This window comes from Lewinellaceae bacterium (genome assembly GCA_020636135.1).
GTDB lineage: Bacteria > Bacteroidota > Bacteroidia > Chitinophagales > Saprospiraceae > JAGQXC01.
The window spans coordinates 462,843-487,003 of record JACJYK010000002.1; the positions used below are offsets into that span (position 1 = coordinate 462,843).

At 49.7% G+C, this 24,161-nt stretch carries 21 protein-coding genes and 1 pseudogene; 10 read left to right on the forward strand and 12 right to left on the reverse strand.

Annotation, left to right across the window (positions count from 1 at the left end; translation table 11 throughout):
- Positions 1–23 precede the first annotated feature (23 nt).
- The gene (locus H6570_16990; GenBank protein MCB9320983.1) at positions 24–1,484 is read left to right on the forward strand and encodes a SusD/RagB family nutrient-binding outer membrane lipoprotein; all 1,461 of its coding nucleotides are present in this window, start codon (positions 24–26) and stop codon (positions 1,482–1,484) included.
- A gap of 167 nt (positions 1,485–1,651) precedes the next feature.
- On the forward strand, positions 1,652–2,617 hold the full coding sequence (locus H6570_16995; protein MCB9320984.1) for an alkaline phosphatase: 966 nt from the start codon (positions 1,652–1,654) through the stop codon (positions 2,615–2,617).
- Between the two features lie 9 nt (positions 2,618–2,626).
- Here H6570_16995 and H6570_17000 read toward each other — a convergent pair whose 3' ends face one another.
- On the reverse strand, positions 2,627–3,901 hold the full coding sequence (locus H6570_17000) for a hypothetical protein (GenBank protein MCB9320985.1): 1,275 nt from the start codon (positions 3,899–3,901) through the stop codon (positions 2,627–2,629).
- Between the two features lie 258 nt (positions 3,902–4,159).
- Between H6570_17000 and H6570_17005 the strand changes: the two genes are divergently transcribed.
- From H6570_17005 to H6570_17020, 4 genes are all read left to right on the forward strand, one after another.
- Positions 4,160–5,332, forward strand: coding sequence for a TIGR03364 family FAD-dependent oxidoreductase (locus H6570_17005; GenBank protein MCB9320986.1), 1,173 nt, complete (start codon positions 4,160–4,162; stop codon positions 5,330–5,332).
- Positions 5,323–6,060 carry an HAD hydrolase-like protein gene (locus tag H6570_17010; protein ID MCB9320987.1) on the forward strand — a complete coding sequence of 246 codons (738 nt, stop codon included), beginning with the start codon at positions 5,323–5,325 and terminating at the stop codon, positions 6,058–6,060. The genes H6570_17005 and H6570_17010 overlap by 10 nt, the downstream gene beginning before the upstream one ends.
- On the forward strand, positions 6,057–6,746 hold the full coding sequence (locus H6570_17015; protein ID MCB9320988.1) for an HAD hydrolase-like protein: 690 nt from the start codon (positions 6,057–6,059) through the stop codon (positions 6,744–6,746). The genes H6570_17010 and H6570_17015 overlap by 4 nt, the downstream gene beginning before the upstream one ends.
- Before the next feature lie 159 nt (positions 6,747–6,905).
- On the forward strand, positions 6,906–7,337 hold the full coding sequence (locus tag H6570_17020; protein ID MCB9320989.1) for a nuclear transport factor 2 family protein: 432 nt from the start codon (positions 6,906–6,908) through the stop codon (positions 7,335–7,337).
- A gap of 7 nt (positions 7,338–7,344) precedes the next feature.
- Here the strand turns inward: H6570_17020 and H6570_17025 are convergent, their stop codons facing one another.
- Both H6570_17025 and H6570_17030 read right to left on the reverse strand, forming a co-directional pair.
- A complete protein-coding gene (locus H6570_17025; protein ID MCB9320990.1) occupies positions 7,345–9,438 on the reverse strand; it encodes a family 43 glycosylhydrolase in 2,094 nt (697 codons plus the stop codon).
- Positions 9,439–9,471: 33 nt separating this feature from the next.
- Entirely contained in the window at positions 9,472–10,938 is a 1,467-nt protein-coding gene (locus tag H6570_17030; GenBank protein MCB9320991.1) for a proline--tRNA ligase, read from the reverse strand.
- Between the two features lie 227 nt (positions 10,939–11,165).
- On the opposite strand from H6570_17030, the gene H6570_17035 reads away from it, so the two are divergent.
- Positions 11,166–12,374: a hypothetical protein gene (locus H6570_17035; protein MCB9320992.1), complete on the forward strand. Its 1,209-nt coding sequence runs from the start codon at positions 11,166–11,168 to the stop codon at positions 12,372–12,374.
- Positions 12,375–12,460: 86 nt separating this feature from the next.
- On the forward strand, positions 12,461–13,918 hold the full coding sequence (locus H6570_17040; protein ID MCB9320993.1) for a hypothetical protein: 1,458 nt from the start codon (positions 12,461–12,463) through the stop codon (positions 13,916–13,918).
- 84 nt (positions 13,919–14,002) lie between these two features.
- Here H6570_17040 and H6570_17045 read toward each other — a convergent pair whose 3' ends face one another.
- Positions 14,003–14,308, reverse strand: coding sequence for an MmcQ/YjbR family DNA-binding protein (locus H6570_17045; protein ID MCB9320994.1), 306 nt, complete (start codon positions 14,306–14,308; stop codon positions 14,003–14,005).
- Positions 14,309–14,414: 106 nt separating this feature from the next.
- On the opposite strand from H6570_17045, the gene H6570_17050 reads away from it, so the two are divergent.
- Complete coding sequence (locus tag H6570_17050; protein ID MCB9320995.1) at positions 14,415–15,209, forward strand: segregation/condensation protein A; 795 nt, start codon at positions 14,415–14,417, stop codon at positions 15,207–15,209.
- A gap of 12 nt (positions 15,210–15,221) precedes the next feature.
- Here the strand turns inward: H6570_17050 and H6570_17055 are convergent, their stop codons facing one another.
- Positions 15,222–16,379, reverse strand: coding sequence for a thioredoxin family protein (locus H6570_17055; protein MCB9320996.1), 1,158 nt, complete (start codon positions 16,377–16,379; stop codon positions 15,222–15,224).
- 740 nt (positions 16,380–17,119) lie between these two features.
- Between H6570_17055 and H6570_17060 the strand changes: the two genes are divergently transcribed.
- Positions 17,120–18,310: an aspartate aminotransferase family protein gene (locus H6570_17060; protein ID MCB9320997.1), complete on the forward strand. Its 1,191-nt coding sequence runs from the start codon at positions 17,120–17,122 to the stop codon at positions 18,308–18,310.
- A 65-nt stretch (positions 18,311–18,375) separates the two neighbouring features.
- On the opposite strand, the gene H6570_17065 is transcribed toward H6570_17060, so the two are convergent.
- From H6570_17065 to ppk2, 7 genes and pseudogenes are all read right to left on the reverse strand, one after another.
- Positions 18,376–18,768 (reverse strand): DUF302 domain-containing protein, encoded by a 393-nt coding sequence (locus tag H6570_17065; protein MCB9320998.1) that lies wholly within the window; start codon positions 18,766–18,768, stop codon positions 18,376–18,378.
- Between the two features lie 98 nt (positions 18,769–18,866).
- Positions 18,867–19,699, reverse strand: a pseudogene (gene ygiD, locus H6570_17070) (4,5-DOPA dioxygenase extradiol).
- A gap of 66 nt (positions 19,700–19,765) precedes the next feature.
- Entirely contained in the window at positions 19,766–20,302 is a 537-nt protein-coding gene (locus H6570_17075) for a YceI family protein (protein ID MCB9320999.1), read from the reverse strand.
- Positions 20,303–20,400: 98 nt separating this feature from the next.
- Positions 20,401–21,231, reverse strand: a complete 831-nt coding sequence (locus tag H6570_17080) for a helix-turn-helix transcriptional regulator (GenBank protein ID MCB9321000.1) — start codon at positions 21,229–21,231, stop codon at positions 20,401–20,403.
- A 90-nt stretch (positions 21,232–21,321) separates the two neighbouring features.
- Entirely contained in the window at positions 21,322–21,675 is a 354-nt protein-coding gene (locus H6570_17085) for a DUF1801 domain-containing protein (protein ID MCB9321001.1), read from the reverse strand.
- A gap of 105 nt (positions 21,676–21,780) precedes the next feature.
- The gene (locus H6570_17090; GenBank protein MCB9321002.1) at positions 21,781–22,863 is read right to left on the reverse strand and encodes an esterase; all 1,083 of its coding nucleotides are present in this window, start codon (positions 22,861–22,863) and stop codon (positions 21,781–21,783) included.
- Positions 22,864–22,960: 97 nt separating this feature from the next.
- Positions 22,961–24,118 (reverse strand): polyphosphate kinase 2, encoded by a 1,158-nt coding sequence (ppk2, locus tag H6570_17095; protein ID MCB9321003.1) that lies wholly within the window; start codon positions 24,116–24,118, stop codon positions 22,961–22,963.
- Positions 24,119–24,161 lie beyond the last annotated feature (43 nt).

A 24,161-nucleotide genomic window follows, 5' to 3' on the forward strand; every position in this document is an offset into this window, starting at 1 on the left:
ATTATGCTTAAAAAATTGAATTCATGAAAAACTTAATTCGAATAGCATTGATCGTTCTGGTGGTGGGTTTGACCTCCTGCGAGAAATTCAATGTGTCTAACGATAACCCGGATATTGCCTTGTCCATCGACAACAATCCGGAGTTGCTGCTGACCAATGTACAGCGCAACACCATCCGCACGGCGGTAGGGGATGCCTGGAGTGAAGGCAACCTCATGGCCCAGTACGGAGCACGCATTGTTTTTACTGAATTTGACCTGTTCAACTGGGGAGACCAGGCGGGAACCTGGAATACCTATTACCTGGCTATCAGGGATGCCGAGGTTCTGGAATCCATTGCCGCGAAAAAAGATCTTAAAGGTTATACGGCAGTATCCAAGATCCTGAAAGCCTGGATGTTCCAGATCATGACGGATATGTGGGGTGATATTCCGTATACCGAAGCGGCCAAGGCAGCAGCAGAAGACCCGGTTTATGCACCGGTGTACGACAGTCAGGAATCCATCTATGACAATTTACTGGCAGAGTTGAAATCCGCCAATGATTTGCTGGCTGCCAGCACCTCGGGGATTAAAGGGGACATCCTCTTTGACGGAGATCTGGTGAAATGGAGGAAGTTTGCCAATTCCCTGCGTCTGCGGGTGGCATTGCGGCTGAGTGAGGTGAAACCGGCAACTGCCCAGTCGGTGATCAGCGAGATCTATGCCAACCCGTCCCAATATCCGGTGATGTCATCCAATGCGGACAATGCCGCAGTTACTTTCCTGTCGGCAAATCCAAATGCCCATCCGGTGACCGAAGAATCGGTTTATCGCGTGGGTTCTTACAACGAATACCGAATCAGTGAAACCTTCGAAAATGTACTACGCGAATTCGACGATCCCCGCCTGGAATTTTTTGCCGATCCCACCGCAAACTCTGTAGAGACCGGGATGCCACGTGTTTCCGGGATGCAAAATGGTATCGTGGACGGGCCTGCCTACATCTACAAAGGAGGTGATGCTTTCCTGTCCAAGTTCAATATCAATTATTTCTTCTTTCAGCCCAATGCGAATCAGGGCCGGATGATGGTCTATTCAGAGGTAGCACTTATCCTGGCCGAGGCGGCCCAGCGGGGATGGATTACGGCATCTGCCAAGGACCTGTATGAAGCCGGCATCACTGCCAACTTCGATTATTGGAATGTGGAAATGCCAGCAGACTATTTCAGCCGGACCGGAGTGGCCTATGATGATCGTTTGGAGACCATTATTAAGCAAAAGTACATTGCGCTGTTTTACACCGATTTCCAGGGATTCATCGAATACCGCCGCACCGGATTTCCGAGCACCATCAAGCCGGGACCGGATGCATTTTACACCAATTACCCCAGCCGCTTCGAATATCCTTCACAGGAAGGGGCACTAAATAAAGAAAACCTGAATGCTGCAATAACAAGGCAGGGTCCGGACGAAATAACCACCAGAGTCTGGTGGGAAAAATAGGATTTAGAAGGTTAGAGATTTATAGCAGGAGATGGGAGGTCAACATGTTGACTTCTCATCTCTTTAGTTTCAGAATAAACCTGAAGCAATCCATACGGAAGCATTCTTTTTGGGTTACCGTATCCTGCCTCAAAGAGTAAACTTACCTTACCATAAAAACAAGTCAAATGAAATTTTTCTGGCAAATAGCGCTATGGAGTGGTTTTGCAATAGGGTTCAATCCGGTCATGCAAGCACAAGCTCTTGAAAATCCGAAAATCAAACATATTCTGGTCATCGGTGTCGATGGTATGAGTCCGGATGGGATCAGGAATGCCCCAACACCTGCCATGGACCAATTGATGCAGCGAGGGAGCTATAGTTTTCATGCCCGGGCAGTCTTACCATCAAGTTCCTCACCCAACTGGGCATCGATGATCATGGGAGCCGGACCGGAGCAGCATGGCATCACATCCAATGACTGGGAGAAGGACCGTTATACCTTGCCCTTCAGTGCAGAGAATGAATTCCACCATTTCCCCACCATCTTTTATTTGATTTACAAACACGACCCGAAGTCGGAAATTGGAGCGATTTATCACTGGGAAGGATTTGGCCGGCTCGTAGAACCGGAAGTTCTGGATTTTAACCGGCACGAAGAGACGGAAGACCTTACGATAGCCACAGCGTGCACCTATCTCCGCGAAAAACGTCCTGATTTTTGTTTTATCCATCTTGATCACGTCGATCATGCGGGTCATACCTTTGGCCACGGCTCGTCGGAGTACTATGCTTCGGTCGCAAAGGCCGATTCCCTGATCAGCCAGGTGATCCGCGTACTGGAGCAAACGGGGCTACGCGATTCAACGTTAATTTTGTTAACCGCCGACCATGGTGGTACAGGTAAAGTTCATGGTGGGGAGTCCCTCGCCGAGATGGAAATTCCGTTTATACTTAACGGTCCCGGGGTTAAGGTAGGCTATGTCATCGAATCACCGGTCAATACCACCGACAATGCAGCCACGCTGGCCTGGGCCTGGGGCCTGGAGATTCCTTACGTGTGGATAGGCAAACCGGTCAAAGAAGCATTTGAGGGTTTCCTTGCGCCTCAGCAATCCTATACGCGGGGTAAAGAATTGAAAACCAAAGAATAGGGTAACCGGCTAACTCCCGGCGATGGCAACTTCTGGTTCTGAATAGACTCCTTCACGACGTGATTTCAGCCGGAAGTAAAACCAGCTTGTGCTTATCAACACCATCCCCAAAATTCCTGTCCATTTCACCAGCTGGATGAAAAAGGGCAGCCATAGCAGTCCGGGTTCGGCATATTGCTTCCCTACCATGACGAGAATGCTGCCGGTATAACCAGCGGTATCGACGACGTAAATCATGAATCCTGCGGTGGCCGGGTAGCGAAAAGCAGCGATGATCCGGTCAAACAAGACGCTTGAAAAGGTAACATAAGCAAGGTAGGTGCCAATGCCCAGAGCTATCATCCAGGTCACCGGGGTTATTACCTGATTTACAAAAAAATAGGTGGCGCTCAAAGCAATGAACATTCCGGCGATGGCAGCTCCATGGTACAATCCGTAGGCTGCGTGATGATCTTTTATCCGGTAACATAAGGCCATAAATACCCCGATCACCAGGCCAATAGGAAGTTCAGTCACTGTGAAAATGGATGCATTGAAATGACTCAACTCGTGCCAGATTTCATTGGCAAAGTTCTCCCGGATATCCCTTAATGCCGTAAAGAGCATGTAAGCTAACGTCAGCAGTACAAACCCCGGTGCAAAGGTTGTATAAAACCGCCTCATTTCTCTGAAGTTCATCACCGGTCGGTAGGTACGTTCACGCAGATCCTCCTGATTGGGTTCCGGTATCTGGGTGAGCATCCAGATGAATAAGATTTGGAACGGCATAAAAACCAATCCGGTGATCCAGGGCATAGAGACCGGTGCCAGGTTAAAGTGGATCAGTAACCATGCTCCGACCGACTTGACCATGCCGGAAGAAAGGATGAAACTAATAGTGAGGCCGGCCGACAATACTTCGGTAAACCGTCTTCCCTCCAGGTAACTAAAAACCAAACCCCAGATAAAACCCAGCGGAAAACCATTGATGAGCAGACTTAACCAGCGGATGGGTGGCGGCAGCATGGTAAACAGGACCAAACCCGATTCGGCTATCAGGATCAACCCGGTGGCATAGATGGCGCGGTACTGTTTTTTTACCTGAGGAATCCATACGATCCCAACACCCTTGGCCAGTGTATAACCGATCAACTGTGCGATGACCAGGATAGCCTTATCCTCAAAGGATGCGGCCGTAAATGGCTTCCGAAATGCGTACATACAAAAGTACGCCCCAAATGCAGCTACAAGGGCATAGATGGTGGCTATTGATGCAGGAGCACGCTGTAAATAGCGACGGATCATTTTTCAAGTCATTTGGCCAACAATGTGCTGGTTAATAGGCTGGCCTCCTAGTGACTGGCGACGAATTCACAAGAAGTTCATCGTTGGTTAACGATTGATTTACAATGAATTAAACTATTCTTAATGTTGATTTATTCACCAGGACAAATGGTTGGCCGCATCTTTGTTCCCGGCAGGAACGGGCGCATCCATGATATTTCAATGGGTTAAGTAAATGAGTCTTCACCCTTTGATGTTTAAATGAATAGAATTGGAATCATGACACTTCATACACCTAATGTTGCTAATTATGACCTTTTAATCGTAGGGGGTGGTATTCTGGGTACATTCCATGCTTACCACGCCCTGCGTAAAGGGTTGAAGGTTGTTCTCTTGGAGAAAGACGGATTGCCTCGTGGAGCTACGGTCCGCAATTTCGGTCAGGTGGTGCCCTCGGGTATGAATGCGAAGTGGCAGCCCCTGGGCCGCAAAAGCCTGGAGATTTATCAGTCCATCCAACGGCAATTTGATATCTCAGCCCGTAAGAATGGCAGTTTATACCTGGCTTCTGACGAAGATGAAATGACACTACTGGAGGAAATGTTTTCCATTCACCAGGAGCGGGGATACCCCTGTGCCTTGTGGACTGCCACGCATTGCTTACATCATTTGGCTGCCTTAAGGGACGATTATTGCGTTGGCGGGCTGTATTATCCGGAAGAAATAACGCTTGAGCCTACCCTGGCCATTCACCGTGTCCTGCACCATCTGCAGTCCCGGTATGGACTTCACTACCGGCCCAATACCCCGGTCCTGCACCTGGACACCATTGGTAATAACATAGTTGCTGAAGATATCACAGGAACCAGTTGGAAGGCAAGTCAGGCCATTGTTTGCACGGGTGCAGACTTCAATCATTTGTTTCCACACCTCTTTGCGGAAGCTCCTCTGGAATTGTGTAAGCTGCATATGATGCAGACGCGATCGTATCATGATGTATTCCTGCCAGGATCCATCCTCTCCGGGTTAACCATCCGGCGTTATGAAAGTTTCCATGAATGTCCATCCTATGCATCCATCAAATCGAAGGAAGCAGATCATAGCCTGCTGAAAGAGTTCGGCATCCATATCCTGTTTAAGCAGGCACTGGATGGATCTTTGATCATCGGTGATTCCCACGAATATGCTCCGATAGCAGAGCGTCATTTATTGGATTACCAGATCGATAACCAAATTCAGAATGCAATTCTGCAGGAGGCCCAAAAGCTATTTCAACTACCGGACTGGACCATTGAGCGGCAATGGTATGGTATTTACACCCAGTGCACGGAAGGAGATATCTTTGAGACATCCCTTGGAGACCGCATTCACATCATCACGGGTATCGGTGGCAAAGGCATGACTGCGAGCCCTGGGTACAGCGAGCAAACCATTGAACGATTATGGAATTGATCAGAGACCGCATAAGACTGGTTGTTATGGATATGGCCGGGACCACCGTCCGTGACCTGCACGAGGTTGAAGCTGCCTTTGCCCAGGCTGCACTACACAGCGGATTGCATATGACGTCGGAGGAAATCCGCGCAGTCCAGGGTTGGTCAAAGCGGTATGTATTTGAGACCTATTGGGCACGTCAACTTGGCCATCGTGATGAACAATGGTCTGACCGCGTGACGGCAAGCTATGATTTGTTCAAAGAGCTGCTCGAACACCATTATCGGACACAACCCATTTTCCCAACCGATGGTTGTCTGGAAACCTTGCAATATTTACAGGATCACCGGATTGCGGTGGGTTTAACCACCGGATTCTACCGGCAGGTGACCGACATTATCTTGCAGCGGCTTGGGTGGTTGCAAGAGCTGGATGAAAATTATCTGGGGCCTGCAGGCTTCTGGATACAGTCCAGCATTGCCAGTGATGAGGTAAGCGCCGGCAGACCCGCTCCGGATATGATCCTCAGGACCATGGAGCGGCTGCAAATTGATGATCCGGGACAGGTAGTGAATATCGGCGATACTCCGTCCGACATCGAATCCGGCCGCCGGGCAGGGGTTTTTCTAAACCTGGCGGTAAGCAATGGAACCCACACGGAGGCTCAGCTTACTCCACATCAGCCGGACCGGGTTCTTTCACGGTTGGATGATTTGATCACCCTGTTAAATACGCCCGTAGCATGATACGCCTGACAGTTTTTGATATGGCCGGTACCACCGTGGATAATGCTTTTAGCGTCCATGACGCCATGATCCGGGCATTTGCACAATTTAAACTGACCATCGACCGGGAATTAGCCAATCTGGTTATCGCGGTGCCCAAACCGGTAGGCATACACCATGTACTGAATAAGCTGGGTATTGTACAGCCAGACCTGGAGCCGCAATTGCTTTCCGCCTTCAAATCGGAGATGGGACACTATTATGCTTATGACCCGGATGTACAGGAAGTGCCGGGCACCAGTACCGTTTTCCGGGCCCTGAAAGGGTTAGGCATAATCGTTGGCCTGGACACCGGCTTTGACCGGGAAATGGCAGATATCATCCTAAGCAGGATGAATTGGCAAACGGAGGGACTGGTTGATTTCACCATTACCAGCGATGAGGTAAGCTCAGGGCGGCCTCATCCGGAGATGATCCACCGGTTAATGGACTTTTGCGGCATTCAACGACCTGACCAGGTTGTGAAGGTTGGGGATACCCCAGCCGATATAACTCAGGGAAGAAGAGCCCAATGTGCTTGTGTCATTGGTCGCCTTTCAGGTGCTTTTTCCAGGGAAGCCCTGCTCACTGCAGGTGCAGATGCGGTGGTGTCGGATATCAGGGACGTGTTACCAATCATCTATGAAGCCCATGAAGCTGTGGGATGAACGCTTGAGAGCTGGCTTAGTATCCAGTATTTCCAGATCAATAAGCCGGCTGTCCGGATTCGGAACGATATGGTCGGTTCATCACAGATACTGACTGTTCATTGCTTTCTGAAAGCACTTGTCAGGGATATGGGTTCTATCCAGTAGTTTAGCGTAAAAATGAATAAACTGATCCTATACTTACTGCTGCTGATGACTGCCTGCACGGTTCCCACTCCAGACCTGGAGCAACGAAAACAAGAGGTCCGGGATGCTGAAAAGGCATTTAATGACCTGGCAGCAAAAGAGGGTATCCGCACCGCTTTCGTTCAATTTGCCGACTCCAGCGCCGTGATGTTGCGCGGAAACCAATTGATCCGGGGAAAGGAGGCGATCGATGCTTATTACAGCAACCAGACGCTCCGCGATGTGCATTTGTCCTGGAGTCCGGATTTCGTGGATGTAGCAGCCAGCGGAGACCTGGGTTATACCTACGGACCCTACTCTTTCTCAGCCGTTGATACAGCCGGACAAAGCATCGAGTCCCGTGGCTATTTTCATACGGTATGGCGCCGGCAATCTGATGGGAGTTGGAAATTTGTGTGGGACTGAAACCCGATTATTCCTGCATTTTCCAACTGAAACAGGCACCACCTTTCCGATCCGGTTGTGCCCCACTGGCATTGGCCGAACAAAGGCTCCTGGCTCCCGGATCCACATTCAGATAACGGTGATTGTAGAGGGACATCAGCATGATAGATCCATCCAGCATATCTACCCACTGGAAAGTCGATGCATCACCACGGTCTGTCTGCTCAATGCGTACTTCTGCCATGCCTGCGTGCCCTTTGACGGTAACGAAGCCACCACTGAAAACAGATTGCAGGGCAATGCGACCCTGACCCCGGTCAATTACCTGAAACCCGGATGCATGGTCCTGAGTGAACGGACTGGATACCTCAACCGGACGGAGGTGATTGCGCCAGTTCACCATAATTGTTGAGTCGGCAAGGTTGGTTAAAGTTATCACCTGACCATAAGGGATGGGCTGAGTAAGCGGCAGATAGCGGGGCTCATCGATGATCATTTGATCGAAATCGGCATAGCCGCCTTCCTTTCCCTGATCGTTAAAGGCAAACAAGGCATAGCGTACACCCTGGAATGTCTTCAGCTGGTAGGGTAGCTCCACCTTGCCTCCGATCCCGTCAAAGTGCTTGCCGTCGGCACTGTAGCTGAATTGACTCCAGTCCTGCTCAAAGTTGGCGTGTACTCGCAGCCAGATGGTGCCGTTGGCAATTGGTTTATCGATCTGTGTCCCGGTTTGCTGGTCGAAAAAGCGCAGGATTTTTCCATTTGTGGATTGAACAATGCCCAGCCAGGCATAAGGCAGGTTCAACAAGGCCAGACCAGTAATGTCACCCTCCTGAAGGTGAGAAGTTTCCAGGATGGTTGTGGCCATAGACTCCGGGCCGATGCCGCGTTGTGTGAGGCTGTTGCGGGCATGCCAGAAACTTTCTGCCGGGAGAGTGTGCAGGCGGAGGTAACCGGGTCGCTCGGAGAGGGACCATTTATCTTCCTGAGGTACATGATTCCACTGCCAGACATTTTTAAGACCTGCCCCGCTGAAATCGTCGTTCCGTTCAAATGGAGCCTGGCGTGGAGAGGAATGGCCGGTATGAGGTTTTATCCAGGTCCGCGGTGTCCTGGTCAGGTTACCGGGCAACCCAAAATACGGCCATCCATCTTCCCAGGTTACCGGCGACAAAGCGGTGACACGGCCTACGGAATTGTAATCCAGCATAGACCATCCCCACCATTCACCGGACTGCACCTGTACGATACCTCCCTGGTGCATCGGAATGCAGCCTACATAATTTTCCGGGTAATGAATGACGGTAAAAGGCGGCCCTTCCTGTGTATTGAAAATACGCAAACGCTGGGCCTCTCCCAGGTTTTCTTCCGCACTGATCACCTGGACCTCATAGGGACCATATGGCTCATCTGCGCGGAGGCACACCTGATAACAGACAGGATCGTAATTGGTATTCGTAATAAAATATTTCCCGTCAATCTTATAGATGTGGCTGCCTTCACCGGCTCCGCTGCCCGCTGGCACGATTACCTTTTCCGTGCCGGGAATAACGTCCATCAGGTCGGACGTCAACTGAGCCATCTTTACTTCATTATAGCCCCATACGGCATAGATCTTTCCGTCATCGTCAAAGAGGACTGTGACATCATGCAGGCGGGCCCGCATTTGCTGATGGGCCCACGGTCCCGCCGGGTTGGTAGCTGTAAAAAGCTGGGTACCATGTTTGTTTACATTAGAAAATATATAATACGTTCCATTGTGGTACCGGAAACAGGGCGCCCAGATACCTTGGCCATACATGTCCTGACCATCCTTCAACTGCATTTCTGGTCCCAGGTCCAGACGTGGTATGGCATAGGTCAGCAATTCCCAGTTGACCAGATCCCGGGAATGCAGGATAGGCAACCCCGGCATGGTATGCATGGTGGTGCCGGTGAGGTAATAATCATCACCAACCCGGATCATGTCCGGATCGGAAAACTCCTCGTAGAATATCGGGTTGGAATAGGTGCCGTTACCGTTGTCGGCCATCCAGGTCTGCTGCGCCATTAAATGGAATGGCAGAGCCAGCACCAGGATGGTGTGCCGGAGAAAAATCAATTTACTGGTAATCCCACCCATTCAAAACTCAACATTCAAAACTCAACATTTCTTTTAGTACGCTTTCGCAAACAAAACCCTGCCTTTCGAAGGTTTCCCCGTCAGGATACACTGACCGGCTTCTTCCCTGGCATCCAATGGAATGCACCGGATGGTAGCCTTGGTTTTATCCTTGATCGCAAGTTCGGTTTCGGTGGTGCCATCCCAGTGTGCGGAGGCAAATCCACCTTTATCTTCCAGGACTTCCATGAATGCCTTCCAGTCATGCACTTCTGTGGTATGTTCTGTGCGATAATTTACTGCTTGCCGGAATAGGTTGGATTGGATCTCATCCAGCAATTGCCGGACATAGTCGCCGATTCCGTCCATAGGAACCATGTTCTTTTCTTTGGTATCCCGCCGGGCAACTTCCAGCTGGTTATTCTCCAGATCACGCATACCCATACCGATGCGCACCGGAATTCCCTTCAGCTCGTATTCGGCAAATTTAAAGCCGGGGCGGTTCTTCATGTCTGTATCGTATTTGACCGAGATCCCTTTGTCCCGTAAGGCGCGCATAATCTTTTCAGCTACCTCATTAAGTTCCGGGGCAGGTTTGGGAATAGGCACAATGATAACCTGCAAAGGCGCCAGTTTGGGAGGTACGATCAACCCATCATCATCCGAATGCGTCATGATCATTCCTCCCACCAGACGGGTGGATACTCCCCACGAGGTGGCCCATACATAATCTTCCTGATTGCCCTCGTTTAAGAAGCGCACATCAAAAGCTTTGGCAAAATTCTGACCCAGAAAATGGCTGGTACCGGCCTGCAATGCCTTGCCGTCCTGCATCAGCGCTTCGATGGTATAGGTTTCTTCAGCGCCGGCAAATCGTTCATTGGCTGTTTTGCGGCCTTTGATGACCGGCATGGCCATAAAGTCCTCGGCAAACCGGGCGTAGATCTCATGGATGCGCTCAGCTTCCTCGATGGCCTCTTCCCGGCTGGCATGAGCGGTATGGCCTTCCTGCCACAAAAACTCCGCCGTACGCAGGAAAGGCCGGGTACGCATCTCCCAGCGAACGACATTGGCCCACTGATTGATCAGCAGAGGAAGGTCCCGGTAGGACTGGATCCAGTCTTTGTAAGTATTCCATATAATCGTTTCCGAAGTCGGGCGGACCACCAGTTCTTCCTCCAGTTTTGCTTCCGGATCCACGATCAGGCCGCTTCCATTGGGGTCATTTTTGAGGCGGTGGTGTGTTACCACAGCACATTCTTTGGCAAATCCCTCCACATGTTCGGCCTCACGGCTGAGAAAACTTTTCGGGATGAAAAGCGGGAAATAGGCGTTGACATGACCGCTGTCCTTGAACATCTGATCCAGGGCGGATTTCATGTTTTCCCAGATGGCATAACCATGTGGTTTGATCACCATGCATCCCCTTACCGCCGAGTTGTCAGCCAGGTCGGCCCGCTTGACGATATCCAGATACCATTGCGAATAATTGTCTGCTCTCGATGTGATGCCTTTACTCATAGTACATTGATTTCCAATAGCCTGTCCAGGTTAAATTTATGTTATCATCGGAACTAACCCGGCTCCGTTTACGTCTTAATGATAGAGTTCAAAGGTGAGCTCTTAACAATTGATAACGTGTCACGGACTTACTTTAACTGATATTAACAGAAAAAACGGCATAAAAGTAATAAATTGCACATTATAGATTGTCCGGGTATTATACGATGTTCCTAAATCCTATCACAATGAAAAACACATGGTTACTGTCCTTATTGGTTCTTGTCTTCGGGGGTGTGTCCTACGCTCAAACCGATGACCTGTATTACGATCCGGATATGGATGCGTCTTACAGTGTAACGTACAATGAGGAATATCCGAATGACGACTATGCTTACGACGATGAAGCATACGATTATTACGACGATTACGACTATTATTATTCCCAGCGCATTCGCAGGTTCTACCATCCTACGGCTGGCTTCGGGTATTATTCACCTTACTTCATGGACTATAACTATTACGATCCTTTTTATTCGTCTTATCGTCCCGGAGTAAATGTGAACCTGTTTTTCGGTAGTCGGTATTACCGGCCAAGTCTCTATACAGCTTGGAATCCTTACGGCTATGGTTACGGATGGTACGATTCTTATTCCAGCCCATGGAGCTATTACTCGCCGTGGGGATATGGACGCTATTCCAGCTTCTACAGCCCGTTCAGTTCTTACGGATACTATGGGTCAGGATGGAATACCTGGTGTGGACCGTCGTATGCCTATTCACCCTATGGCTACTACAGTGGCTACAACAACTACAACAATTACAATTACGGAAGCAGCCGTGGATCGTATTACGGTTCGCGCCGCATTGGCGCCAATGACCGTGGAACGGTTGTCACCACGCCTCGCCGCACCAATAATGGGTTAAACCCGGGATTGAGCACAACAAATCGTGGTGCCACCGTGGTAAACCGGCGTACAGGTGATGAACGCAGTGGAGTCGTAAGCCCGCGTACCCAGGCCAGAACTTCCGATCAAAACCGGGTTTATAATCCAACCCGCCGGACGGATGGTTATTCTTCCAATCGTCAGGGATCGACAACATCACCAAGAACAACAACATCACCAAGAAGCTCTCAGGTAGCCCCCAGGACGTCAAACACGCCGACTTACCGGTCTGGAAGCCAGCGGACATCCTCGAGCCCCGCTTTCCAGAGAAGCTCTTCAACGACGAGTTCCTCCCGCACGTATAATACCACGCGCAGCAGCAGTCCGAACTACTCTCCGCGTAGTAGCAGCAGCCCAAGCATGAACCGCTCAGGACACAGCAGCACATACCGGCCTTCAACGCCGACCCGGAGCAGCTCACCTTCGATGAGCCCTTCGCGTTCTTCTTCATCGTCAAGCTCTTCGCCAAGAAGCAGCAGCAGCAGTTCACCCCGGGGACACAACCAGTAAGAAAAATATCATTGTAAATAAGGAAGAGGGGTGGAATAGTGAGGTTAATCATTGTTCCACCCTTTTTTCTAGCACGAATCCAAAACATGATGAAACCGTATCATTGGGTGCTGGTATTGTGCCTGGTGGCAGGCATTACTGAAGCACAAACCATAACCGACGCCGCCCGCTTTGCAGTCATTAACCCCACCGGAACCGCCCGCCATGTAGGAGTAGGTAGCTCGATGGGAGTTATGGGCGCAGACTTTGGAGCCCTTTCTCAGAACCCCGCCGGAATCGGCGCGTTCCGCTGGTCGGAATTTAATTTCACGCCGGCCTTTTACAGCCAGTCGGTCAACTCAAAATTTTTATCCGGAACAGGCAGCTCCACCGATCAAACCAATAAGTTTCTGATTAACAACGTGGGACTGGTATCCGTCACCCGTCCTCAGCGTGGTAAGTGGAAGACTTCCAACTTCGCCATCGGCTTAAACCGCCTGGCCGATTACAACCGCAATTTTACCATCCTCGGTCGTTCTACCGGGTCGATCACCCAGCGATGGGTCGAACAGGCCAATAATTTGCCTCCTGAAGCGCTGGGGTCATTTGAAACCCTCCCGGCATATGTCACCGGTGCGATCTATGACTTTGATGAAAATAATCAGTACGAAAGTGACTACGATCTGAACCCATCGGCCGTCACCAGTAAGCAGCAGGTCGTCTCCGCCTCCGGTGGTATGAGTGAGTTGCTTATCGGACTGGGCGCGAATTACGATGAAAAGCTGCTCATCGGTGCCACCGTCAACATTCCTTTTGTCAATTACGAAGTGCGTAAGACCTACCAGGAAGATGACGACCAGAACGAGATACCCTATTTTGAGCAACTCCAGTTTGAAGAATACGTGCGCACCGAAGGATCCGGTGTCCATGCGAAAATCGGTGCTACCTATCTGCTCAATGAACAGGTACGGGTTGGCGCATCATTCCATACGCCCTCGGTCATCAAACTGAATGACACCTATACCACCGACCTGACTTTTTCCTACCAGGAAGACAATACGGTACAGACAAATACGGAAAATTCGCCCCAGGGTGAATACAGTTATTCTTATGTTCTGCCCATGCGCGCGCAACTCGGTGTGGGCATTTTACTGGGAAAAAATGGATTCATCTCGACAGAACTGGCCTGGACACCTTACCAAAATGCCAAGTTCAGGTTTAAAGATGACAAGATTTATGAGGGTGAGCTGAATGCCCAGATCCAGGATGCACTACAGAATGGTTATCAGGTGCGGGCAGGTGCCGAATGGGTGCTGGGTTATTTCCGTGTCCGTGGCGGCGTGCAGATCGCAAACAACCCCTACGTCTCCGAGACCGGATACAATACCGGTTTTTCAGCCGGTGCAGGCGTGCGCGGTGATAAAGTCTTCTTCGACGTTGCCTACCGTTATCAGCATGACCGATCGGATTACAGCCCTTACCAATTGGTGGAAGGTCCTGGCCAGAACATTGAAAACACTACCCAGCAACATCTGGTTATGGGCACCCTTGGGATCAAATTTTAGAGCAGAAGGACTTCGGTAAGGAGTTAAGTTTCGAATAGAAAGGTCGGATGAAGGTTGTTTTCAGAATGCTTCATTCGGCCTTTTTTATTGCGCTTCTTCATACGCCATCTGAACCATTTCACGGATCAGGTCTTCCGGCGTATCCGCCAGCACCACAGTCGTCCATCCCTGCTGACCCCATTTATTGGGTACCGGGTAGATGATGGCGGGGTCAATCGACGCATAGACCGACTGGGATTCGGGTGAAAGCTTTACATTGATGGTTGCGGACCCTTCATGCAGGGTGACAAAAATTTTCCGGGTAGTCCGGAAAGCCAGCCGGTCAAAATGGGGTTTCTGGCTCGTTTCCGGAAAGCTCAAAGCCATCTCGATGAATCCTTCAATAGTCATAATTCGGGTTAAGAAGATCAGGATTAATAGGGTTCTTGAACACGGGAGGTAAACAAATGCCTATTCCCCACCCAACATTCACCATTCAACATTACTTTTGTGGTCCATGTCCTACACAGTCAAAATACAACAATTTGAAGGTCCTTTTGACCTGCTCCTGTTCTTTATCGAAAGGGATGAACTGGATATCAACGATATCCCGATCGCCAAGATAACCAATGATTTTCTGGAATACATCCGCCATCTGGAGAAACTGAATGTCGATGTAGCCAGTGAATTTATCTTGATGGCTGCCACACTTATGCGTATCAAGGCGAAAATGCTGATACCGCGTAAGCCATTGGATGAAGAAGGTCAGGAGATCGACCCACGCCTGGAACTGGTCGAACGCCTGCTCGAATACAAGCGCTATAAAAGTGTGCTGGATGAGCTGCGTGAGATGGAGGAAGACCAGGCCGGGAAATTTGGACGGGGCAACGTCAATCAGGAGCTGCGGCAAATGGCGACCCGTGCTTTGGTCGATGTGGAGCTGGAATCACTCACCCTCTTCAAGCTGCTCAAGGCATTTGAACAGGTGATGGCCCGCTTCAATGCCGAGAAGACCGTGGTCCATCGCATCGCCCGCTACGAATATACCATTCAGGATCAGCAGGAGTTCATCCTCTCCAGCGTCCGCATTGGTAAAAGAGCATCATTCCAGGATATCTTTGATCAATGTACCAACCGTATCCATGCCATCGTCACATTCCTGGCTCTCCTTGAATTGGTCAATCAGCAGATGGTGCACATCACCATCAGGGAAGGGTACAATAACTTCTGGCTGGAACCCCGCGAACCCGATGAAGCCGGCCCGGAGGATTTACCGGTCACAGATTCACGAAGCGATAGCGAAGAAGAATAAAGCCTGCGCTGTTCAGATGCTCTTGATGAAACGTTCGATTTCTCCGCAGTCCTCTTTACGGTCCTGGGCCAGCTTTAGCGCGTGATTCGCCTGGTCCATCGCATCTTTTGTATTGCCCTGGTGAAGCAATATTTGAGCATAGGTTAGAAAATACTCCGCCTGGCCTCCGTAGGTACAGGCTTTTTTGGCCAGTTTGGCGGCATAATCCATGGCTTCCGGGTCCTGGTTGAAGTATTGTTCCATTTCCGCGGCAACTTCGTGAAGCCGGCTGGCATCTTTCTTATAGGTACCACTCACCCGGTCCTTACTCAGGGCCATGTAAGTCTTGGCGTCACCGGATGCTTTCGCATAGGCAAGGGACGTAGATTCGATGAATGCATCCGCCTGACCAGGTATATGTTTTTTGATTTTTGTCTGGGCTTCTTCCAGCAGTGCATCGAATTTAAATTCGATAGCCTTGTTGACGGTCGCCTGGCAAGCCTGGAGGATCCGTTTCTGAACTGCCTCTGCGCCTTCCAGCGCTTCAATACCCGGACGGTGCTCGATGAATAGATCAAATATCCTGCTGTCCGCTTCGACCATCGCCTCATAGATGAAGCGCAGGTTTTCCGGCGTCGAAAGATCCGCCTGTGCATTCAGGTATTCGTTGGATATGGCCAGACTGGGCTGGTGCGACTTATTTAGGGATTTGACATAGTTGTATACAGTCTCATAGCTGCGATCTCCGCCTTCATAAGCTTTGGCAAAAGCCGCACTCGGGTCGTATTTATTTACAGCGGCCTGGGCTACCTGGATGAACTGTTCCGGACCCCGTGCTCCGGTTACTTTGGATACGATGTTGCCATCGCCATCCAGAAATAAGAAGGTAGGATAGGCCGTGACGGGATAAGTCTTACGGAATTCCAGACCCTGGCCTTTTTCCATATCGATTTTCAGGCTGATCAGGTTGGCATTAAAGTACTCACCTACCGACGGCTGTGGAAATACGGTTGCAGCCATCCGCTTGCAGGGGCCGCACCATTCGGCGAAAGCATCCACGAAGACCAGCTTGCCTTGTTCTTTGGCCATCGCAAAAGCCTCATGATAACTGCCTTGAAAAAACTCAATACCCTGGCTCCAGGCCGAAGCACTGATTAGTAGCGTCGCAACGAGGATCTTTAATTTCATCATGTTGAACCTTTATGTTTAGAACAATACAAAAATAATGCAATCTCCTGCATTTCCGAAAGACCCGCTCATCCGGTGCGGATTATAGCCGGCAATTGGGGACGGTTTAACATTGCGCTAACATTTTTTAAGCATTCCCAGGCATAATCCATTCCCGGCGCCAACCGTCCAATTTCAGGCTGGAAAATGCATCCAGGTCCTCTTCACATCCAACAATTTATCTATACCTGACGTTTTTCAGGGTAGGGGACTGCCCGCATGGATTTGTTGCCCACCGCCTTCAGCCTGCTCTCTGGTTTAATTCGTCCGGTATGGGCTGCCTGATTCTGCGGGCCGCTATGTTCCGGTGCTCGCTGGCGCTCGGCCCTGTGGGCTGCTCCCTCCGGGAGCCCCCTCACAGCGCTAGTCCGATGGGTAGCAATTAGAATAAGCGATAGTTTATATATAAAATACCTCAATTGTTTAGCTCGTTCGTATTTAGCATTCTGTACATGAAAAAAAATTGAATATATTTTTTTGAAAGATTAACTAAGTATTAAATTTTTTATAATATTACATCATCAACGGATTTGCTCTGGCACAGATCTCTTGATAAGAAAACTACATTTTTATTTGAGCTATCAGGCTCTCAGTTTAAGGTCGAAAAATAAGTATCTACCTGTTTGACCCTGATATAACCCTCCCAGCTACTCCTGAGTATCGGGGGCATCTTAAGAGATAATCTTAACTTTGGATAAAAAAAGATGCCCCGCAATCACGAGCTGTTTTTCCGTCACATTGCCCAGACCAGCCCTAATCCACTTGCCTTCAGCGTAGAGAAAGCGGGTGGTGTATTCCTGTACGATCAGGACCAGAGACCGCATTACGATTTTATATCCGGGATCGCAGTCAGTAATCTGGGCCATCAGCATCCCCACATCATTGCGGCCATCCACGACCAGGCGAATGCCTATCTCCATACCATGGTCTACGGAGAGCACATCCAGTCCGTTCAGGTTAGGGCAGCCACCAGGCTCGCCAGCCATCTGCCGGACACTTTATCCTCCGTCTACCTGACCAATAGTGGTGCCGAAGCTGTAGAAGGGGCCATGAAGCTGGCGAAACGCTATACTGGTAGGTTTGAGATCATCGCCTGCCGCCGTGCTTATCATGGTTCTACCCAGGGCGCCATGAGCCTGATGAGCGAGCCCGAACATACCCGTGCCTACCGGCCATTATTGCCCGGGATTCGCCACATCACCTTTAATGATCAGACCACTTTACAAACCATCACTACCTCGACGGCCGCAGTGATCCTGGAAGTGGTGCAGGCGGAGGCCGGGGTTATACCTGCCCAGCAGGAATTCCTGCAGGTGGTTCGTAACCGGTGCTCCGAAACCGGCGCTCTGCTCATTCTGGATGAGATCCAGACCGGCATGGGGCGCGCCGGAACCTGGTTCGCCTTTGAGCAGTATGGCATTGTGCCGGACATCCTGCTGGTTGCAAAGGCATTTGGTGGCGGACTGCCCCTGGGCGCTTTTGTAGCCTCCCGGGATATCATGCAATGCCTGTCACATCACCCCATACTGGGGCATCTGACGACATTTGGTGGCAATCCATTGTCCTGTGCGGCATCCTGCGCTGCTATGGAGGTATTGGAGCAGGAGGATTTGATCGGCCAGGTTGCGGTAAAATCCCGCCTGATGACCGAATTATTGCATCACCCGGCCGTCCGGGAGATCCGTTCACTGGGTTTACTCATGGCCCTGGACCTCGGTTCGTCGGATAAAGTCCTTCGACTGGTAGAAATAGCGAAGCAGGAAGGAGTACTCGTGGACTGGTTCCTCTTCAATATGGAGAGTGTCCGGTTGGCTCCTCCATTGACCATTACCGAAGATGAGATTTCCGATGCCTGTGTAAGGCTGATCAAAGCGTTGGATCAGCTTCCCCGATAAAGACCGGTAAACGGAAAGTTTTTCGTCTGTTACCTATGGCAGCCGGAATGACCAGTTATAACTTTCTAGGACAAACCCTGAATGACTCGCTTCAGCTTTGCCTGAACTTCACCGGCCAGAACTACCAGTTTTTCATTTCCGACACTGCTCATAGAAGCAATGGGGTCGACCGCAGCAACTTCTACTTCGCCATTTTCATGCTCTTCAACCACTATATTACAGGGTAGAAAAACACCAATCTTGTCTTCGCTCATCAGTGCCTTGTGTGCAAAATGTGGATTGCATGCACCCAGGATTTTGTATTTCTTGAAGTCAACATCAATTTTATTCTTCAGAGTGGATTGGATGTCAATTTCGTTCAGAACACCAAAACCTTCTTTTTTGAGTTCTGCTTGTACCAGTTCAATGGCCTCTTCAAAGGATTTGCCTTTGACGGTGGCATTAAAATAATACTTCATGCGATGTACTTTTAAATGATTCGCCAGCAAGGTATAGCAAATGGCAGGTTGCTTCTGTGTTCCAATTCACACAATCAGCGATATCTGCCTGGTGGCCATCAGGAAGGCCTGATCATAACGGAAGTCATGGTCAAAGATCCCGCCAGCGGCTGATCATTAAAAAGTTCTACCTGATCTTGCTTGTTTTGTAACCCCAGCACGTAGAGCAGCGGCAGAAAGTGATCGGGTGTGGGTATGGCTAATTGCATTGCCCTGCCTTGTTTCTGGTAATCGACCAATGGCTGGTGATTCCCGGTCAGGATCCAGTCATTCATTTTGGTGCGGGCTTCCTCGGCCCAGTCGTAAGCATAACCAGGAGTGTCCAGCTGGTTCCAGGCGACCATGCGCAGGTTATGGACCAGATTGCCACTCCCGATGATCAGCACCCCTTTTCTACGCAGGGCCGCCAGCGCATTACCCAGTTAAAGTGATATTGCGGATTCCGGGTAAAGTCAATGCTCATCTCCACGACCGGCACATCTGCTTCCGGATACAAATGCTTAATGACACTCCATGCCCCGTGGTCCAGGCCCCAGTCATCGGTTAACTGGATCTCGGTCGTATCAACCAGTGCTTTGGTTTCTTTCGCCAGCTCCGGGCTGCCTGGCGCCGGATACTGAACCTGATACAAAGCTGGTGGAAACCCGCCAAAATCGTGAATGGTCTGAGGTTTGTCCATGGCTGTGATGTAGGTGCCCCGGGTTTCCCAATGCGCTGAAATGCACAGGATCGCCCGGGGTTTCCCGATCTGTTTCGATACCTCCCGGAACCCCCTGGTAAACGTATTGTCTGCCAGGGCGTTCATGGGACTCCCGTGCCCGAGAAATAGCAGGGGCATCGTTTCGGTATTCTCAAAGTGTGATGTTAATTGATTGAGCGCATTGAGTTTCATAATACCTCCGGTTAAAGTCAGAGTCAAAGATTTTAGTAATTGCCGGCGATCCATGCGTAAGGATAATTATACGGTCTGCTTGACGAATTGTATATCGGCCTGAAGACGCACTTCATCACTTACCAGAACACCGCCGGTTTCCAGCGCGGCATTCCAGTTTAATCCCCAGTCCTTACGGTTGATCTTCCCTTCAACCGAAAATCCGGCTTTTTCGTGTCCCCACGGATCTTTATTGATGCCGCCAAATTCAACTTCCAGGGTCACTTCATTCCGGACACCCTTCATGGTCAGAAAACCTTTCAGTTCGTATTCGTCGCCTTTTACCTTCGTAAACGATGTACTCTCGAAATGCAGTGTCGGATAATTTTCGGTGTCAAAGAAGTCAGCGCTTTTCAAATGAGCGTCACGGTCAGGACTATTGGTGTCGATGGACGCTGCATTGATGTCAACGGTTATTTTGGACTTCGTGAAATCTTCACCCTGGATTTCCGCCTGAAACATATTAAAGGCGCCCTTCACATTGGAGATCATCATATGTTTCACCTTAAAGGTAATTTCACTGTGTGCAGGATCTAATTTCCATACGGTTTTTTCAGTTGTCATAATTTTCTTGGATTAAAAGTGATCAATTGTTTATGGATACAAAGTTCCATCAACAAGGACCGCAGGGGGTATGGCAAATCGGAAAAGGAGTGGTAATATCAGGAAATGATCGCCGTCATCTCCTTGCGAAACTCACTGGGTGTCTGTCCGGATTTCCTTTTGAACACGCTGGTGAAGTAGGATTTGTCCTGATAACCAAGCTCAAAACCAATTTCCGCAATGGTCTTGTCTGTCGTTAGCAGTAAGTTTTTTGCTTCGATGAGCTTGCGTGTTTCAATAATTTCGGATACGCTCTGCTGGAGGATGTTTTGACAGATAATATTCAGATTCCGACTGCTCATGAACAGTTTCTCAGCATAAAATTCAACACCTTCCGGACGCCGGAAATGTTCTTCCAGCAGCAACAGGAAATTTTTGAAGGTGGAGTTTTGTGTCCTGGTCAGCGGAGTCTCATCCGGATGCAGCTTTCTTCTTTCGGATTCCACCATAGTGAAAAGAGCGCTTAACAGGTGCCGGAGGACGGCGTAATCTGGCTCTTTTGCGTTGTATTCATCCTGCATGAGCTGGCAGATGGTTTCTATCCGCTTGAAACAACGATCTGCAGGTACCGGAATGTTGGCATTGTTGTGATAATAGGCATACAACTGGAAAGTGGTTTCCGGGATAAACTCACTCTTAAACCGCACCGCCCAGATGTTGCATTCCCCGTCCTTTAAATGCGGAATGACCTGATGTACCTTGCCCTTGGTTACAAAACTTACAAAAGGCGCATCCATCCGCGTACAGGTGAAATCAATAAAATGTTCAAGGCTTCCCTTCACCCCGATCAGTAATTCTTCGTAATCGTGCGTATGTGGCGCATTTTCCGATTTTTGGATCCTACTTACTTCTTTTTCAGTGACTTGAAATAGTTGGAATGTTTCCTTCATAAAATATCCACTTGAGCGAGTGTCAAACTTTTTAACATCAAAAACTCCGGTTTGTTTTTGTGGGTTGATGAAGCAGACTCCAGGTTTGCATCACAGATCTTGCTGGTACAAACGGATGCCCTCGTCCAAAACCTGATGAATGGTAGCGAGTGGTAGATCTTCTCCAGGATTAATACGCAGTATTTTCATCCGCTTTCGATCCCCGGATTCCAATTGGGGATGGTGTAATTGTTTGCCTTCCACCATCAGGATATAAGGATCACCGGATTGCTTGTCTCTCCACAGGTAACAAAGTGCTCGTTTTCCCAATAAAAAACAGGGCATGCCATATTTCATCGTCTCCGTAATAGTTTCATATCCCAGTATCAGATGTCGTAAAGCCATCAGACAACTCTTGTTCGGTTCTTCCTGATCCAGATAAAAAGCATCAAGTTGATTGATCATCACGGAGCGTTATACGCAGTTACCTGCGCCGGGAGACTCCAGGCCGAAATTCAATGACTGAATCCTGGTCCGGGATCTGCTGATTGTTCCTTTTGGACAGGTCCCTTATTTGAATAATTGCTGGGCAAATTCATACAGGCATCTACGCCAGGTCAGCCATTCATGAGCCGTTCCGGGGGAAATATAAAACACGATGTCTTTAACACCCAGCTCGACCAATTTATCCCGGAAGCCTTGTGACCAATTGCCTTCCGCGCTGCCCGTACCCATCCAGATCAGTTTCATTTTGCGATTGATTTCATCAGGCCTTTTTAAGAGGCCTCCGTACAATTCCGTTACATCCACATTATCCCGCAGCCGGATGGCCCCGCTGAATGCTCCGAGATATGCAAACATGTCCATATGATTAAAGACGATCTCGAAGGTTTGTAATCCTCCCCAGGATAAGCCGGCCATGGCCCGGTGGTCCCGGTCCGGGATGGTACGGAAAGAAGCATCGATCATGGGAATGATTTCCCGAATGACCAGGTCCTGAAATTCAACCTTACCCTTGCCGGTGGAAGTGACGCTTTGGGCCGAATCCCAGTTCACCACGTTAAACGGCAATCCTGCGATATCGCCATTGTCCATCACGACGATCATAGGCTCGGCTTTGTGTTCTGCCAGCAGGTTATCCAGGATGAAGTTCATTTTTCCCTGATTGCTCCAGCCGGTCTCATTCTCGCCCCAACCGTGCTGCAGGTACAGTACCGGATAACGCTTGCTCTGATTTTCATCGTAGCCCGGAGGCGTATAGACAAAGCATCTCCTGGTGGCCTGGCGGATCGCTGAATAGTAGTAATGGGCCTGCACCTGGCCATGGGCCACATCTTTTGCTGCAAAGATCATGTCATCCGGGGCTGGCACATCTATACCGCTGAGGGCTGCACTTGCGCCGAAATAGGTGTACATGGCCGGATCGGATACCCGCACCCCGTCTACATTCAGGGCATAATAGTGGAAGCCCTCCACGATCGGCTCCGTGGTCACCGTCCATAGGCCACTCGTATCCTTCTGCATTGGAAATTTTTTACCTACAATATCCACCAACACCTCCTGAGCATCAGGTGCCTGCAATTGAAAGATGATGCGGCCATCCGGATAAATGCGGGGATAGGATTTGCCCGGGAGGCAGTTTGGTGCAGCCATGGTATTGGCCGGAAATGATTGTCCTGCCAAGTGACCGGTGGCAACCACTGCCAGGATCAGGATTAAGAGCTTTGCGTGCCTGAACATTATGCTTGATTTAATTGTCTTCAGATTGTTGTTGTCTTCTTTTTTCCTCTTCTATTTCATAAATGATATTGGACCGGCCCACGATGAGGGGATCTATGCGTCCGATGTTTTTCATTTTCTTTTTACCGTAACTGAATTTATTCAGCACATAACGCAAGGCATTGAGACGTGCCCGCTTCTTACAGTTTGACTTGATGACGATCCAGGGGGAGTCAGAGGTGTCGGTATTGAAGAACATTTTCTCCTTAGCCTCCGTATATGCTTCCCACTTGTCCAGGGAGGCACGGTCCACCGGGGAGAGCTTCCATTGTTTGAGCGGGTGATTCTCGCGGTCCTTGAACCGCCGGTGTTGCTCATCGCGGCTTACGGAAAACCAGAATTTGATGAGATGAATGCCATTGCGGATCAGATTTCGCTCAAATTCGGGCACTTCCTTGATGAATTGCTGGTATTCATCATCCGAACAAAATCCCATCACGTGTTCGACACCGGCACGGTTGTACCAGGACCGGTCAAACAGTACGATTTCTCCCCTGGAAGGCAGATGCTTAACATAGCGCTGGAAATACCATTGGCCCCTTTCTTCCTCGGTAGGTTTCTCCAGGGCTACCACCCGCGCGCCGCGTGGATTCAGGTGTTCCATAAATCGCTTGATGGTGCCACCCTTTCCCGCCGCGTCCCTTCCCTCAAAGAGGATGATTACCCGGGTTCCGTTTTCCCGTACCCAGTGTTGAAGCTTCAGCAACTCTACCTGCAGGTCGTATTTCTGACGCTCATAATTCTTGCGTGACATCAGATTCAGGTAGGGATAACCTCCGGTGGTCCAGGTGGGTGACAACACATCGTCGGGATGCTGTTTTTTATCGCCCAGCTTCAAATCCACCTGAAGTTGTTTCAGGATCATCAGTTGTTCCTCTTTAGAGAAACTCTTCAGGTATTCCCGCACCGTTTGTTCGGCTGTCGTTCCGTTTTGCTCGGCGAGGCTGATGAGTTCACTCGCCTCCTTGGAAATCCGGGAAGTGACCCGGTCATTGATGGAATGGCTTCGCTTTTCTGATGGGGTGGTACCATCGGTAACATCTCCCTGACTTACTTTACGGGTTCTTGTCCCTGGTTGATTGGTTTGGATTGGCTCCGGGGTGGTCGCTTTTTTGTCATCCTTTTCCATAGGTTTCAATTTGTGTTCAGTCAATCCCAAACATGCAATAGAA